The organism is Brevibacterium sp. LAARM2_SD2, from assembly GCF_057364785.1.
In genome coordinates, this window is sequence record NZ_JBNFOM010000025.1 from 23,747 (window position 1) to 39,779 (window position 16,033).

A 16,033-nucleotide genomic window follows, 5' to 3' on the forward strand; every position below is an offset into this window, starting at 1 on the left:
CGACATCGCGTCGGATCCGCCTCACCGGCACCGAGGTGGTCGCCCTTATGCGTCCATCGTCGCTTCGAGCACGGCGTCCCTGGCCTCCCGGCGCTTGCGCTGCTCCTTGGGATCCGGAACCGGAACCGCGGAGAGCAGCCGCTGCGTGTACGGGTGGACGGGGTTGGCGACGACCTGCGAGCTCTGCCCGATCTCGACGAGGTAGCCGTGGCGCATCACCGCGATGCGCGAGGCGATGCGTTCGACGACGGCGAGGTCGTGGCTGATGAACAGGCACGCGAACCCGTAGAGCGCCTGCAGGCTCTCGAAGAGGTCGAGGACCTTCGCCTGCACGGAGACGTCGAGGGCCGAGGTCGGCTCATCGGCGATGAGCAGCTTGGGCCGCAGGCTCAGCGCCCTGGCGATGCCGATGCGCTGGCGCTGACCGCCCGAGAGCTCGTGCGGGTAGCGGTTGCGCATCGACGTCGGCAGCTCCACGGCGTGGAGGAGCTCTTCGACCTTCTTGTTGAGCGCCGGGCCCTTCATCCCCTCGTGGAGGTAGAGCGGCTCGCCGATCGACTCGCCGACGGGCAGACGCGGGTTGAGCGAGGAGCCGGGATCCTGGAACACGATCCCGACCTCTTTGCGCAGCGGCCGCAGCTGCTTGTTCGACAGCCCCTTGATGCTCTTTCCACCCACGAGCATGTCGCCCTCGACCGTGGGCAGGAGTCCGAGCGCGGCACGGCCGATCGTCGTCTTGCCCGACCCGGACTCGCCGACGAGGCCGACGACCTCTCCGGGAGCGATCGAGAGATTGATGTGGTGGGCGGCCCGGAAGGCCTTCTTCCGACCGAGCGCCGGGTACTCGATGGCGACGTCGCGCAGCTGGAGGGCAGAGGGCTTCGAGAAGTCCGCCTGCGACCCCGGATGGTAGTACGTCTCCGTCGAGTCCATCTCGATCAGAGGGTGGTCGGCCTCACCGGTCGAGGCGGACGTGGCCTCCGCGTCATCATCGGCCAGCGATCCCGCGCCGAGGTCGTCGCCTCCGGACTCGTCCGCCTCGGCCTCCTCGAGGTCGTGGAGCGCGACCTCGACGTCCCCCAGATCCGTGCCGAAGGCCTCGCCCTCGATCTCGGTGCCGAGGTGGGGCACCGCCTCGAGGAGCTGCTTCGTGTACGGATGCTGCGGGTTGTAGAAGATCTCATCGGCGGTGCCCGACTCGACGACCTTGCCCGCCCGCATGACGATGATGCGGTCGGCCATGTCCGCCACCACGCCCATGTCGTGCGTGATGAGGATGATGCCGGCGTCGAGCTTCGACTTGAGTTCACGCATGAGCTTGAGGATCTCGGCCTGCACCGTGACGTCGAGCGCCGTCGTCGGCTCATCGGCGATGAGCAGCTTCGGCTGGCACGCCAGCGCCTGCGCGATCATGATGCGCTGCCGCTGACCGCCCGAGAGCTGGTGCGGGAACGAGTGGAACCGCTCCTCGGGATCGGGGATCTCGACGAGGCGCATGAGCTCGAGAGCGCGCTCCTTCGCCTCGGTCGGCCCCATGTTCATGTGCACGCGCAGCGTCTCGACGATCTGGAAGCCTGCCGTGTAGACCGGGTTGAGCGCGGTCATCGGCTCCTGGAAGATCACCGAGATGTCGTTGCCGCGGATGTGCTGCATGCGCTCCTGCGGCAGTCCGATGAGCTCCGTGTCGCCGAGCTTCGCCGACCCCGTGGCTCGTCCGTTGGACGGCAGCAGACCGAGCAGGGACATGCTCGACTGCGATTTGCCCGAACCGGACTCACCGACGATCGCGAGCACTTCGCCCGCGTTGACCGTGTAGGTCAGTCCTTCGGCCGCCATCCACCATTCGTCGCTGACCCAGAAGTTCACTCCCAGGTCCGTGACGTCGAGGATCGGTGACTTCGCCGAGGCGGTCGCCTCCGCTGTGGTCTGTGCGGTCATCACTTGTCCCCCTTCTTCGCCATGCGCTCGGCCTTCTTCATCTTCCGCCAGCTCGGGATCGTCTTCATCCGCGGGTCGAACGCATCGCGCAGACCGTCGCCGATGAAGTTCACGCAGAGCGCGATGATGATGATGAAGAAGCCGGGCCACCAGAACAGCCACGGACGCGTCGCGAACGAGGTCTGGTACTCGCTGATGAGCTGACCGAGGGAGATGTCGGGCGGTGCGATGCCGAAGCCGAGGAAGCTCAGCGAGGCCTCGAGGACGATCGCCTGGCTCATCAGCAGCGTCGTGTTGACGATGATGACACCCATCGCATTGGGGATCATGTGCTTGAACATGATCCGGAAGTCGCTGGCGCCGGCGACCTTCGCCGAGTCGACGAACTCGCGTTCGCGCAGCGAGAGGAAGTCACCGCGGACGAGTCGGGCGAGACCGGTCCAGAGGATCGCACCGAGGACCAGGCCGAGCAGTGCTCCGCCGGTGCCCGAGACGAGCTTGCCGAGGATCGCGCCGACGACGATCGTCGGCAGGATGATGAAGCCGTCGGTGATGCGCATGAGCACCGAATCGACCCAGCCGCGGTAGTAGCCGGCCAGTGCCCCGACGATCGTGCCGATGATCAGCGACACCACACCGATGATGAGCATGACCATGATCGAGATCTGGGTGCCCTTCATCACGCGGGCGAAGTTGTCGCGGCCGATCTCGTCCTGGCCGAACGGGTGCTCACCGGGAGAGAAGATGTTCGACAGACTCCACGTCGGGGCACCGCCGGGATTGACGATCGGCCCCGATGCCGTGTGATTGAAGATCCACCACCCGGGTATCGGGCCGAAGCCCTGGGCTGTGAAGGCGAAGATGGCGACGAAGATGAACACAGCCAATCCGGCCATCGCACCCTTGTGGCGAACGAACTTGCGCAGAACGATCTTGCCCTGGCTCAGACCTTCGGTCTCTTTGGATTCAATCGCGTTGTCGCCGACCTCCGCGAGGTCGTCGATCGCGTCCTTGTTCTTGTTGTCGATGCTCATGCGTTCACTCGAATTCTCGGGTCGAGGACTGCGTAGAGGAAGTCCGCGACGAGGTTGGCGACGATCGCGAGGATGCCCGTGATGAGGATGTAGGCCATGATCGGATCGAGCTCGGACTGCCTCATCGAGTCGATGAAGAGCTTGCCCATGCCGTTCCAGCCGAAGATCGACTCCGTGATCACGGCACCGCCGATCATCGTGATGATGTCGACCGGGATGATCGAGGCCAACGGCAGCAGCGCATTGCGCAGCGCATGGCGCATGATCACCGTGCGCTCATTGAGGCCTTTGGCCCGCGCCGTGCGGATGTAGTCCTGCCCCATGACCTCGAGCATCGACCCGCGGGTGTAGCGCGTGTACGACGCGAACGAGATGAGGATGAGGGCGATCGACGGCAGCAGGAGGTGTGTGAACGTGTCGAGATTCGTGATCCAGAAATCGCCGTCGACGTTCGGGGCCGAGGCACCGATCGTCGCGATCGGGCGGTTGTTGATCGCGGGACTGTTCGAGTATTCGGTCCACCCCTGGAGCACGCGGTCGGCGAAGATCGTCACCGCGATGATGAGGGTGGTGAAGAACGTCGTCCGCACGGTGTCCCACGGATCCGGTCCGCGGAACGCGAGGCCGACGGCGATCGCCACGCCGATGGCGACGACCAGGAGGCCGAACATCCACAGCCAGTTCATCTCCTGGTAGTAGAAGAGGTATTGGAGCGGCATGTAGAGGAGCGCTCCGATGACGGCGATCGTCAGTGAGGCGTAGAGCACGCGCTTGTTCTTCAGACCCGTCGAGAGGAAGGTCATGACGATCGCGGCACCGACGCCGATGAGAATGACACCGACGACGCCGATCGTCGGCTGCTGGAGCCACCCGCTCGCGAGGATGTAGTAGATCGTGCCGAAGGTGACAAGTGTCGCCGCCACGAAGGTGATGATGCGCCTCTTCTTTCCGCCGCCGAGGGCGCCCATCCAGAAGAGTCCCATGGCCGCGGAGCCGATGATGATCGGCCACCAGCTGGTCAGCGTCGGGTCGTTGATGAAGTTGTTGATCTCGATGGCTCCGTACTGCTTGAGCAGCACCGCGACCCAGAAGACGGGCAGCGAGTAGAGGAGGAACGAGACGAAGGTGATGAAGTAGTCGAAGCCAGAGTACTGGCGGATCGCGGAGACCATGCCGACGGCGATGCCGAGGATGATGGCGACGATCGTCGACGCGGTGATGAGCTTGATCGTGTTGACGATCGCACCCTGCAACAGCGTGGTGACTTCCTGGCCGCTCTTCCACGCGATGCCGAGGTCACACTGACCGATGAGGCATCCTCCCGCGCCGGCGAGCCACTTGAAGTAGCGGACGACGGCCGGGGTGTCGAGATCGAGAAGACGGCGCCTTGCCTCGAAGAGAGCTTCGATGTTCGGGGACGTGCTCGAGCGCAGGTCCCAGAAGAAGTCGAGGGCCACGTTGAGCAGCAGGTAGAGGACGAACGTGACGACGAGCAGAACGAGCACCGTCGACAGCAGGCGCCTGAGAATGAATTTGATCATGGTGTGTCCGATTCAGTCTGTGCGAGAACGCCACTGTGGGGATCACTGATGTGACCCCCACAGTGACTGGAGTGGTGAAGGACCATTCGCAACAGGTGCGAATCAGTTGGCCGCCTTCTCCCAATCCCAGTAGTTCCAGAAGACAGTCGGCGCGACCGTCGTGTTGCTGACCCCGGACACCGAGTCACGATAGATCGTCAGACCCGGGAACTGGAAGATCGGCAGACCGAATGCGGAATCGACGAGTTGCTTCTCCAGCTCGGTCGAGAGCTTCGCACCGTCTTCGGGCGGCGCGACCAGCAGTTCGTCGAGAACCTTGTCGGTCTCCGGGTTCGAGTACCCGCCATAGTTGTTCTGCGACTTGGTGCGGTAGTTCGAATCCGAGTTCGTGATGCCCGTCGTCGTCGACTGCCAGCCGAAGAGAGCGAGGTCGTACGATCCGTCGCCGAGGCGAGCCGACCAGTTGACGTCACCGACATCCTCGATCGTGAAGCCGGCCTGTTCAGCGGACTCCTTGATGAGCTGGAACTCCTGCTGACGACGCGAGTTCGTGTTGTCATACATGATGCGGACCGGCTTGATCTCGCCGCCGACTTCTTCGAGCAGCTGCTTCGCGCCCTCGATGTCGACCTGGTCGTACTCTTCGATTCCGCTTCCGGACACGATCTCTTCGTACATCGGCGAACCGGGCACCTGATTGAAGGAGTCACGGACGACAGCATCGGGGTTGAGCGGCTTGATGATCTTGTCGACGATCTCCTGACGGGGGATCGTCTTGAGGATCGCCTGGCGAACCTTCTTCGCCTTCTCCTCGTCGCCGCCGTATGACTCGGGGTCGAAGGGACCAGCGTTGTTGAAGGTGAGGTCGACGTGCTCATAAGTAGCGTCATCACCGGTGTCGACGTTGACTCCATCGATCGCCTGGGCCGCTTCCAGCACGTCCGCGCTCGACTGGGGCTGGGTCAGATCGACTTCACCGTTCTCAACGGCCTGAACCATGGCCATCGGGTCACCGTTGTAGCGGATGGTGACCGTGTTGACCTTCGGCTTCTTCGGACCGGAGTAGTTCGGATCGAGCTCCATCGTGAGGTACTGACCCTCGACGAAGTCTGTCATCTTGTACGGACCGTTGTGAACCAGGAGGTCTTCGTCGTCAGGCATCGACGCGAAGTTGAAGTCACTGTTCCACGAGTTCGAAATCTTCGACAGCGCCGACTTGTCATCATTCTTGATGGCATCGAGGATCGCCTGCTTGGCTTCAGCAGGATCCTCGATTCCCAGAGCTTTCTTTGCCACGATGTGCGCAGGCAGGCCCACTCCGTCAGACCCGAAGCCCATATCGACTGCCCAGTCTGCGTAGGGCTTGGTGTACGTGAAGGTCGCTTCCTTGCCGTCTTCGGAGATCTCGGGGAATTCCTCGATGAGCTGGGATCCGACCACAGAGGAGTCGAAGTAGACGGTGCCGTCGGCATTCTCCTTCACGGTGCCGTCGTCGTTGTTGTTCTCATCGACCGTGTTGAAGTGGGTCGAACGAGCAGCCCACGTCAGGGCGAGGTCAGCCGCATCGACAGGCGTGCCATCCGACCACGTCGCGTTGTCGTTGAACGTGTACTTGACCTTGAGCGGATCATCGGAGACCTTCTCGATGGTGCCCAGATCACCGGTCTGGGTCTCAAGCTTGTCGTCGTAGTAACCGAAGTTGTCGTTCATCATGTACAGCAGGTTCGCGTTGGCGGTCGCATTGCCGTACGAAGTCATGTTGTTCATCGTGGTGAACGCCTGGTTCCACCCGACGTTGAGAACTTGGTTCTCCGAGGCCTGGTCGTCGTTACCGCCACCGGGAGGGGTGCAGGCAGAAAGCACCATTGCCGCTGCGGCAACTGAGGCTCCGGCTGCGAGGAAGCGCTTGTTCACGTTCTCTCCTTGTTGTTCTCTGGGCTCGCGCCCATCGTGCCCGCATCCCGGTTTCGGGATGCGTTCCGACCACTCGTCCCACCATCGGGAGTGTGACCGCGTTCATGTTTTCACATGGATTGCCTCAAAGTTAATTCACTGTGCTCTGTGACCGAGTCCACATTCTGAGCAGATTGAGTAATCGTTACCGTTTCGAGACACAGCTCACATACATCGAATTGAAAGTCTCAATGGATAGGATGTTCAGATGGCTGACAGTGAGATGACACCCCATGAGACCCGAATTGTGAGAACCACGGGATCGACGGTGCTCTTCGGTCTCATCGCGATCATCGCCGTCATCGGCGTCGGCTCGATCGTCGTCGGTGACCTCACCCTGCGCGGCCTGGCGATCGCGGGGATTCCCGTGCTGCTCTTCATCGGCGCGTGGATGCTCTACCGCTTCCCCCGGGTCGAGCTGCGGCCCCGGGACATCGTGCTCGTCAATCCGCTCAAGACGGTGACGGTGCCGTGGAACCTCGTCGACGGCTTCGACACGCACTTCGGCCTCGGCGTCGAGACGCGTGAGAAGACATTCTCCTCATGGCCGCTCGCCGGTCGCGGGAAGAAGATGGAGAAGGATGCCGCCGGCGCGCGGCGCCTCGTCGACAACCCCAACCCTGCCGTCGACGGCGTGCTCGATCACTTCCGCGGGCTCGGCGACGAGCAGCTGTCCAACCCACGGGGAGAGCGCACGATCACCGAGCGCTGGAACATCGAGGTCATCATCGTCCTCGCCGTCGCGATCGGGTGGGCGATCATCGGCTTCACCGCCGTCCCGAGCTGGTGATGTTGATCGACCCTCGGTCACCGCTGTCGGAGTCAGTCACCACCCGCGTTCGCGCCACTGACCCAGCTGGCCGCGCTCGGCACCGAGCGTCGTCGGGGCACCGTGGCCGGGCAGCACCTGCGTGTCATCGGGCAGCTGCTCGAAGACCCTCTCCTCGAGATCGTCCATGAGTGAGGTGAAGTCCTCGGGACTCCACGTCTTGCCCGGACCACCGGGGAAGAGCGAGTCCCCGGAGAAGAGGATCGTCTGTCCGCCGTCGCGGAGCAGCAGCGCGATCGATCCCGGTGTGTGCCCGCGCAGCGCGATCGCCTGGAGGACGAATCCCCCGAAGTCCCCGACATCGAGATGATCGACGGTGTGGGCGATCTCGACGCCTTCGGCCTCGGTGATCGCCTCGGCGTCGGCGGCGCCGGCGATCGTCATGGCATCCGGGTGCCGCTTCGCCGCTTCCGGCAGCGCCCTGATGTGGTCCCAGTGCCGGTGCGTCGTGATGATCGCCTGCAGGCTCGGCTCGGCACTCGTGTCCTCCGCTCCCGCTGCCAGCAGGCTCTCGATCGCCTCGATGTCGTCGGCGGCGTCGATGAGGACCTGCGCCCCGGTCTCCTTGGCGGTGATGAGATAGACGTTGTTCTCCATCTCGGAGACAGAGATCCATCGGATGACGACGTGTTCGGTCTCGATCGTGTTCACCATTTTCCCCTCACGTACTGTGCTGGATACGGTCCCGGCTCGACGCCGAGCTCATGGGCCGCCCGCTGCGGCCATGCCGGTTCGCGGAGCGCCACCCTGGCGAGCAGGATCGCGTCAGCCTGCCCCGAGGCGAGGATCGTCTCGGCCTGCCCGGGTTCGGTGATGAGGCCGACGGTCGCCGTCGTCGCCCCGGCGTCGCGGATCGCCGCCGACAGCGGCACCTGGTAGCCGGGCCCGACGGGCACCTTGACGGGGAAGTTCCCGCCCGAGGACACGTCGATGACGTCGACCCCGCGGGCGTCGAGCTCACGGGAGACCTCGACCGCCTCGGCGATGTCGAAGCCGTTCTCCACCCACTCGCTCGCCGAGAGCCGCACGAACACGGGAACGTCCTCCCCCACGGCCTCGCGCACGGCGTCATAGGTCTCGTAGAGGATCCGGGCCCGGCCGGCGAGATCGCCGCCGTAGCCGTCGGTGCGCTGGTTCGACAGGGGCGAGAGGAACGAGTGGAGCAGGTAGCCGTGGGCGGCGTGGAGTTCGACGAGGTCGAAGCCGACGGCGATCGCCCGGCGCGCGGCCGCCGCGAAGGCGGCGACCACCTCGGCGATGTCGGCCTCCGTCATCTCCGTCGGCTCGGTGTATCCGGGGTAGGCGATCGGGCTCGCGCCCAGCGGCTGCCAACCGCCTTCGGCAGCGGGCACCGTGCCGCGCGGGTTGCCGTCGAAGGGGCGGTACGTGCTCGCCTTCCGGCCCGCATGCGCAAGCTGCATGCCGATCACGGTGCCCTGTGAGTGGACGAAGTCGACGACGGGCTTCCACGCCTCGGCGTGCGCGTCGCTCCAGATGCCGGCGTCCTGCGGGGAGATCCTGCCCTCGGAGACGACGGCGGAGGCCTCGGTGAGGATGAGCCCGAATCCCCCGGTCGCCCGCGCGCCGAGGTGGACGAGGTGCCACGTGCCGGGCATGCCGTCCTCCTTCTCGCACGAGTACTGGCACATCGGGGCCAGCCAGATCCGGTTGTCGATGGTCAGTCCGCGCAGAGTCATCGGGGTGAAGAGTTCAGCCATGGGCACCAGTCTGCCTCAATGGTGCTTGTCCTCACAGCATGATGTTGAACACCGGGACGGCGAGAAGGTAGACGGTGGCGGTGATGAGGACGATGCCGATGAGGTTGAGCCAGATGCCGCCCTTGACCATCTGCCCGATCGTCACGTAGCCCGAGCCGTAGGCGACGGCGTTGGGCGGGGTCGCGACCGGGAGCATGAACGCGCACGTCGCGGCCAGCGCCACCGGGATCGTGAGGATGAGCGGGTCGAGCTGGAGCCCGAGGGCGACACCGCCGACGACGGGGATGAAGGTCGCCGCGGTCGCGGTGTTCGAGGTCAGCTCGGTGAGGAAGAGGATGAGGGCTGCGAGGATCGCGACGATGAGGATGAGCGGCAGCGCCCCGAGCCCGGCCGAGACCTCGCCGATCCATTCGGTGAGTCCCGAGGACGAGAACTGGGAGGAGAGTGCGAGGCCGCCGCCGAAGAGGAGGAGGACGCCCCACGGCAGCTTCTCCGCGGTCTCCCAGTCGAGGAGGCGGACGCCGCGGTGGGCGCCGCCGGGGATGAGGAAGAGGAGTAGGCCGATGACCATCGCGATGCCCTCATCGCTGATCGGCGGGTCCTCGAAGATCAGCGGGATCGAGATCCAGCTGACCGCGGCGAGGATGAACATCCCGAGGACGAGCTTCTCCCCCGTCGACATCGGCCCGAGCTTGGCCATCTCCTCACGGATGAGTTCGCGGCCGCCGGGGATCTCGTCGATCTCGGGCTTGAAGAGGACCTTGACGAGGAGGAACCACGCGATCGCCATCATGACGACGGCCAGGGGCACGCCGACGAGCATCCACTGGCCGAAGCCGATCGAGATGTCGTGGTTGTCCTTGAGGTAGGCGACGAGGAAGGTGTTGGGCGGGGTGCCGATGATCGTGCCGAGCGAGCCGATCGACGCGGCGTAGGCGATGCCGAGCATGAGCGCGGTGCCGAAGTTCGATTTCACGGCGTGGCCGATGCCGACCTCGCCGGTGCCGCCGTCGCCGCTGGAACCGTCCGGGGTGCCTGCGTTCCCGGTGTTGTGCTCGGTGCTGCTGCCGTCCGCCGAGGCGGTGGCAGCGTCAGCGGATCCACGGTCGCCGGGGACCGCCTCGGTGTTCGTCGTCCCTGTCACCATCGCCGAGCCGACGACCTTCGCGACGATCATGAGCACGGAGATGCCGATCGGCAGCATCATCACCGCGGTCGCCGTGTTCGAGACCCACATCGACATGAAGCCGGTGGCGATCATGAAGCCGGCGATCATCGGTCCCGGCTTGTTGCCCATGAGGCTGAGCGTGAAGAGGGCGATGCGCCGGTGGAGGTTCCAGCGCTGCATCGCCAGGGCGATGAGGAACCCGCCGAGGAAGAGGAAGATGATCGGATTGCCGTAGGAGGCGCCGACATCGGCCATTTCCACCTCGGCGCCGAAGACGGGGAATGCGACAAGCGGCACGAGCGAGGTCGCGGGGATCGGCAGGGCCTCGGTCATCCACCACACGGCCATGAGGACGGCGACGGCGGCGGTGAGCTTCGCGTTGTGCTCGACGGTGTCGGGCATGATCGCGTAGACGAGGGTGCAGAGGATGAGGCCGAGGAAGAATCCCGTCCACCGCACTCTCACCGTCCGCAGCGGGAAGCCGGGGGCGCGCTCCCCCGGTGACTGCTCGGCGATCTCTGTCGACTGCGGCGACGGGGTGTCGTTCACGGTGAGCTCCTCTACGAGCTGGCGGACGGGGCCTGTGTCTCCACCCTAACGACAATCACGACAGTTGTCTTCGACCGTGAGGTCACGGCCGGGGCACGGTGTCGGCGTCCCCCTCAGAGACCGGCGATGAACGAGTGGATGCGGTCGGCGACGAACTCGGGATGCTCGGCCATGAGGAGGTGGGCCGAATCGGGGATGACGGCGAGCTCCGACCCTTCGACGGCGTCGCGCATCCTCCCCATCTCCTCGGGGGTGCAGCCGGGATCCTGGCTGCCGGCCATGAAGAGGGTGGGCGTCGTGATCCCGCCGAGCTTGCCCTCGAGGTCGTAGAGCGCAAGCGCGCGGCAGCACGCGATGTAGGCCGCATCGTCGACGGTCGCGAGGTCGGTGAGGATCGCCGGCCCGGTCGCGATGTCCTCCTCGAGGAAGCCGGCGGCGAACCAGCGGTCAGCGGTGTCGGGCAGCAGGGACGCGGTGCCGTCGTTCTCCACCTCGGTGATGCGTTCGGCCCACGAGACGTCGGTGCCGAACTTCGGCGCCGTGGCGCACGCGATGAGCCCGGTGAGCTTGTGCGCGTGTTCGAGCGCGAGCGTGAGCCCGATGCCGCCGGAGATCGAGGCGCCGCAGTAGGTGAACGACTCGACGCCCTTGTCCTCGAGCGAGGTGACGAGACCCGCGGCGAGATCGGAGATCGTGAAGTCGCGGCTCAGCTCCTCCTTCGACACCGGGTACGTGTGACCCGGCAGATCGGAGAGGTAGATCTGGTGGTCGTCGACGAGGCGGGAGGCCACAGCCGCCCACAGCGGAGTCCGGGTGCCCAGCGCATCGCCGAAGACGAGCGCGGGAGATCCGGGATTGTCATTGAAGGCGTGGAGGGCGATGCGCATGAGGGCTCCTCATCGTCGGAATCGGGATCGGCAGATGTCTGGCACTGCGGCCGCCGCATCGGACAGCGGCGGGAGGGTCTCTACGCCAACAGCCTACCGCCGGAGTAGGCGAGGTAACAGCGCGGACACAGCGATTCGTAGGTCACGGCGTTGCCGTCGATGGCGACCTGATCGCCGTCGAAGATGAACTCCCCGTCGACGAGGCGGCCGTTGAACATCGCCTTGCGACCGCAGCGGCAGATCGTCTTGAGCTCTTCGAGGGTGTGGGCGATCTCGAGGAGGCGGGCCGATCCCGGGAACGCGCGGGTGCGGAAGTCGGTGCGGATGCCGTAGCACATCACCGGCACGCCCTGCTCGGTGGCGATGCGCATGAGGGAGTCGATCTGCTCGGGTTCGAGGAACTGCGCCTCGTCGATGAGCAGGCACGCGACGGGCGCCTTGGGGGTGTCGATCGATTCGAGGAGCGCATCGTGGTCGACGTAGTCGGCGTGCTCGGCATAGATCCGCTCGACGTCGGCACCGGCGGGGACGAGGAAGTCGACGGTGCGGGTGACGCCGAGGCGGGAGACGATCTCATCGGCGCCCTTCGTGTCGATGTCGGGCTTCGCGAGCAGCACGCGCTGGCCGCGCTCCTCGTAGTTGAAGGCCGCCTGGAGCAGGGCCGTCGACTTGCCGGAGTTCATCGCACCGTACCGGAAGTAGAGCTTCGCCACCCGTGTCCTCTTTCGCCGTCCGTCTCGCGTCCTTCGCCGGGACGCCACTCTACCGTCGAGCCGACGTCAACGCGGAGCTGAGGGCCAACGGCGGCAAAAGGTAGGATGGTGAGGTCAAACCCCACGACAATTCGGAGCAGTCCATCATTATGGCCAAAATCATTTACACGCGCACCGATGAAGCGCCGCTTCTGGCGACCTACTCACTCAAGCCGATCATCGAAGCCTTCGCCACCTCGGCGGGCGTCGATGTCGAGACGAGGGACATCTCTCTCGCCGCCCGTGTGCTCGCGCAGTTCTCCGACCGCCTCCCGGCCGACCAGCAGGTCGCCGATGCGCTCACCGAACTCGGCGACCTCGCCAAGACTCCGGACGCGAACATCATCAAGCTCCCGAACATCTCCGCCTCCGTTCCGCAGCTCAAGGCCACGATCGCCGAGCTGCAGTCGCAGGGCTATGACCTCCCCGACTACCCGGAGGAGCCCGAGACCGACGCGGACAAGGACGTCAAGGCCCGCTACGACAAGGTCAAGGGGTCAGCGGTCAACCCGGTCCTCCGCGAAGGCAACTCCGACCGGCGCGCGCCGGAGGCCGTGAAGAACTACGCGAAGAAGCACCCCCATTCGATGGGCGAATGGTCGAAGGATTCGCAGACGAACGTCGCGACGATGGACGCCGATGACTTCCGCGCCAATGAGCAGTCCGTCGTCATCCCCGCCGATGACACCCTGCGGATCGTCCTGCGCACCGCCTCCGGCGAAGAGAAGGTCCTCAAGGAGTCCCTCCCAGTCCTGACCGGTGAGGTCGTCGATGCGACGAAGATGAACGTCGCGGCCCTCGACGAGTTCCTCCGCACCCAGATCCAGCGCGCGAAGGACGAGGGCATCCTCTTCTCCGTCCACCTCAAGGCGACGATGATGAAGGTCTCCGACCCCATCCTCTTCGGCCATGTCATCGAGGCGTTCTTCCCCGAGGTCTTCGCGACCTACGGTGAGGCCCTCGCCGAGGCGGGGCTGACCCCGGACAACGGACTCGCCGCGATCCTCGACGGGCTCGACGAGCTGCCCGCCGAGGTCGCCGAGGGTGTCCGCGCCGGCATCGAGAAGGGCCTGGCCGAGGGCCCGGCCCTGGCGATGGTCAACTCGCACAAGGGCGTGACGAACCTCCACGTCCCCTCCGACGTCATCGTCGATGCCTCGATGCCCGCGATGATCCGCGTCGGCGGCAAGATGTGGGACAAGGACGATCAGACGCAGGACACGCTGGCCGTCATCCCCGACTCCTCGTACGCCGGGATCTATCAGACCGTCATCGACGACTGCCGGATCAACGGCGCGTACGACCCGACGACGATGGGCACCGTGCCCAACGTCGGGCTGATGGCGCAGAAGGCCGAGGAGTACGGCAGCCACGACAAGACCTTCGAGATCGCCGAAGCCGGCGTCGTCGAGGTTCGCAATTCTGCCGGTGAGGTGCTCATGAGCACCGAGGTGGCCCCCGGTGACATCTGGCGCGCGTGCCAGACGAAGGACATCCCCGTCCGCGACTGGGTCAAGCTCGCCGTCACCCGCGCCCGCCTGTCGAACACCCCTGCAGTGTTCTGGCTCGACGAGGCCCGGGCCCATGACCGCAATCTCAGGGCGAAGGTCGAGGAGTACCTCGGCGACCACGACACCGAGGGCCTCGACATCCGGATCATGAACCCGGTCGATGCCACCCAGTTCTCGATCGACCGCATCCGCCGGGGCGAGGACACGATCTCCGTGACCGGCAACGTGCTCCGCGACTACAACACGGACCTCTTCCCGATCCTCGAACTCGGCACCTCGGCGAAGATGCTCTCCGTCGTCCCGCTCATCGCCGGCGGCGGACTCTTCGAGACCGGAGCCGGCGGCTCCGCCCCGAAACACGTGCAGCAGCTCGTCGAGGAGAACCACCTGCGCTGGGACTCCCTCGGTGAGTTCCTCGCCCTCGCCGAGTCGTTCCGCCACGAGTTCAACGTCCACGGCAATGCCCGTGCCGGTGTCCTCGCCGACACCCTCGACGCCGCGACCGGCAAGTTCCTCGAGGAGAACAAGTCGCCCTCGCGCAAGGTCGGAGAGATCGACAACCGCGGCAGCCACTTCTACCTCGCGCTCTACTGGGCGCAGGAGCTGGCCCGCCAGACCGAGGACGCCGAGCTCGCCGCCGCGATCGCCCCGGTCGCCGAGGAGCTCGAGAAGAACGCCGAGGCGATCTCCGCCGAACTCCTCGCCGTGCAGGGCGCGCCGGTCGACCTCGGCGGATACTACAACCCGGATGATGCGAAGGCCGATGCCGCGATGCGTCCGTCCCCGACCCTCAACCGCATCGTCGAGACGCTGCGCGAGAAGGTCTGAGCCGAGTGCGCTGAGCTGTCAGCCTGCGCTTGTGAGCTCACCGGTGGCCGGGCACGATGGTGCCCGGCCACCGCTGTCTCTGCTGGGCGTCTCTGCTGATGCGGGCGCTCGTGACTTCTCGGGGCCCTTCCGCTCACACGGAGCGCTCAGGAGTTTATGATGGCCCCATGAGTTCTCAAGACCCCCGCGGACGTGCCCAGACGCCTGATGAACTGCTCGCCGAGACCAACGCGCTGCTCGGTGCCGACGGCGACGACCAGCCCGGTCACCAGCCCGCAGCCGATGGCAGCGGGGCTGCCGGGCGCGGTGGGACTCCGGTGCAGGGTGAGACTTCGGTGCGCGGCGATGGACAGATGCGCGGCGACACGGCGGCCGGGGCCACCCGCAACGGCGGAATGTCGGCGGGCATGTGGATCTCGCTCATCCTCGGCGCGGTCATCGTCGTCCTCCTCCTCATCTTCATCCTGCAGAACAATGTGCCTGCCGACTTCCAGTACTTCGGCTGGCAGTTCCAGCTGCCGCTCGGCGTGGCGATGCTCTTCGCCGCGATCGGCGGCATCCTCGTCGCCGGGATCATCGGGTCGGTGCGGATCTTCGTCCTCGGGCGCAAGCTCAAGAAGATCGAGAAGGCCGCGGGCCGCTGACAGTGCCCTCCGATCCCACCGCCGGCCCGACCATGCACCCTGACTTCACCGTCCTGCCCACCGATCTGCCCGCCACCCTCGTCCTCGCCGACACGGCAGGACTTGCCGCATGGGCACGCGCGGACGATTCCGTGCTCACCGCGCAGGAGCGCAACTACGCCGCGGAGTTCGACCCCGAGACCGCAGCGACCTGGTCCGCCGGACGAGTGGTGCTCCGGCACGTCCTCGGCGCCGTGCTCGAGGCCGATCCCGCCGCGATCGAGATCCGCCTCGATTCGGCGGGCAAGCCACGGGTCGACGACGTCGAGTTCTCCATCACCCGGGCCCGTCGCCTCGTCCTCGTCGCCGTCTCCGCGGACCCCGTCGGCCTCGACCTCGAGGCGATCCCCGACCATGACGTCGCCGCCGAAGCCGCCGGTCTGCTCCATCCGCGTGAACGCGAGGAGCTCGCTGCGCTCGGCACCGACGACCTCGCGGCGGCCTTCGTGCGGGTGTGGGCGCGGAAGGAGGCGTTCCTCAAGGCCCTGAGCACGGGACTGGCGCGCGACCCCGGCATGGATTACATCGGTGCCGGTGAGACGCCCGATTCGCCGCACCCCGACGTCGACATCCACGACCTGAGCGAGGGCATACCCGCAGGCTTCGCCGCGGCGATCGCGTTCAACCGCTGACCCGCGCACG

At 65.7% G+C, this 16,033-nt stretch carries 13 protein-coding genes; 4 read left to right on the forward strand and 9 right to left on the reverse strand.

From position 1 onward, the window contains the following. Positions 1-45 precede the first annotated feature (45 nt). The 4 genes from AC2W7K_RS14580 to AC2W7K_RS14595 all read right to left on the reverse strand — a co-directional run bounded on the left by AC2W7K_RS14580 (position 46) and on the right by AC2W7K_RS14595 (position 6,427). Positions 46-1,938, reverse strand: a complete 1,893-nt coding sequence (locus AC2W7K_RS14580; protein WP_198498541.1) for an ABC transporter ATP-binding protein — start codon at positions 1,936-1,938, stop codon at positions 46-48. Continuing rightward, positions 1,938-2,972 carry an ABC transporter permease gene (locus AC2W7K_RS14585; protein ID WP_198498540.1) on the reverse strand — a complete coding sequence of 345 codons (1,035 nt, stop codon included), beginning with the start codon at positions 2,970-2,972 and terminating at the stop codon, positions 1,938-1,940. Before AC2W7K_RS14585 ends, AC2W7K_RS14580 begins: the two co-directional genes overlap by 1 nt. Beyond that, on the reverse strand, positions 2,969-4,513 hold the full coding sequence (locus tag AC2W7K_RS14590; RefSeq protein WP_198498539.1) for an ABC transporter permease: 1,545 nt from the start codon (positions 4,511-4,513) through the stop codon (positions 2,969-2,971). Before AC2W7K_RS14590 ends, AC2W7K_RS14585 begins: the two co-directional genes overlap by 4 nt. Before the next feature lie 102 nt (positions 4,514-4,615). Further along, complete coding sequence (locus tag AC2W7K_RS14595) at positions 4,616-6,427, reverse strand: ABC transporter family substrate-binding protein (protein WP_198498538.1); 1,812 nt, start codon at positions 6,425-6,427, stop codon at positions 4,616-4,618. Between the two features lie 247 nt (positions 6,428-6,674). Between AC2W7K_RS14595 and AC2W7K_RS14600 the strand changes: the two genes are divergently transcribed. After that, on the forward strand, positions 6,675-7,256 hold the full coding sequence (locus AC2W7K_RS14600) for a hypothetical protein (RefSeq protein ID WP_198498537.1): 582 nt from the start codon (positions 6,675-6,677) through the stop codon (positions 7,254-7,256). A gap of 36 nt (positions 7,257-7,292) precedes the next feature. On the opposite strand, the gene AC2W7K_RS14605 is transcribed toward AC2W7K_RS14600, so the two are convergent. The 5 genes from AC2W7K_RS14605 to AC2W7K_RS14625 form a co-directional block, all read right to left on the reverse strand. Then, on the reverse strand, positions 7,293-7,949 hold the full coding sequence (locus tag AC2W7K_RS14605) for an MBL fold metallo-hydrolase (RefSeq protein ID WP_344249840.1): 657 nt from the start codon (positions 7,947-7,949) through the stop codon (positions 7,293-7,295). Further along, the gene (locus tag AC2W7K_RS14610; RefSeq protein WP_198498535.1) at positions 7,943-9,013 is read right to left on the reverse strand and encodes an NADH:flavin oxidoreductase/NADH oxidase; all 1,071 of its coding nucleotides are present in this window, start codon (positions 9,011-9,013) and stop codon (positions 7,943-7,945) included. The genes AC2W7K_RS14605 and AC2W7K_RS14610 overlap by 7 nt, the downstream gene beginning before the upstream one ends. A gap of 31 nt (positions 9,014-9,044) precedes the next feature. After that, positions 9,045-10,730 (reverse strand): SLC13 family permease, encoded by a 1,686-nt coding sequence (locus tag AC2W7K_RS14615; protein WP_198498534.1) that lies wholly within the window; start codon positions 10,728-10,730, stop codon positions 9,045-9,047. Between the two features lie 113 nt (positions 10,731-10,843). Beyond that, a complete protein-coding gene (locus tag AC2W7K_RS14620; protein ID WP_344249843.1) occupies positions 10,844-11,617 on the reverse strand; it encodes an alpha/beta fold hydrolase in 774 nt (257 codons plus the stop codon). A gap of 80 nt (positions 11,618-11,697) precedes the next feature. Then, complete coding sequence (locus AC2W7K_RS14625) at positions 11,698-12,330, reverse strand: thymidine kinase (protein ID WP_198498532.1); 633 nt, start codon at positions 12,328-12,330, stop codon at positions 11,698-11,700. A gap of 149 nt (positions 12,331-12,479) precedes the next feature. Between AC2W7K_RS14625 and AC2W7K_RS14630 the strand changes: the two genes are divergently transcribed. The 3 genes from AC2W7K_RS14630 (at position 12,480) to AC2W7K_RS14640 (ending at position 16,023) form a co-directional block, all read left to right on the forward strand. Continuing rightward, a complete protein-coding gene (locus AC2W7K_RS14630; RefSeq protein ID WP_198498531.1) occupies positions 12,480-14,708 on the forward strand; it encodes an NADP-dependent isocitrate dehydrogenase in 2,229 nt (742 codons plus the stop codon). A gap of 167 nt (positions 14,709-14,875) precedes the next feature. Then, positions 14,876-15,352 (forward strand): LapA family protein, encoded by a 477-nt coding sequence (locus tag AC2W7K_RS14635; protein ID WP_198498530.1) that lies wholly within the window; start codon positions 14,876-14,878, stop codon positions 15,350-15,352. A gap of 2 nt (positions 15,353-15,354) precedes the next feature. Then, positions 15,355-16,023 (forward strand): 4'-phosphopantetheinyl transferase family protein, encoded by a 669-nt coding sequence (locus AC2W7K_RS14640; RefSeq protein ID WP_232623563.1) that lies wholly within the window; start codon positions 15,355-15,357, stop codon positions 16,021-16,023. Positions 16,024-16,033: the final 10 nt, after the last annotated feature.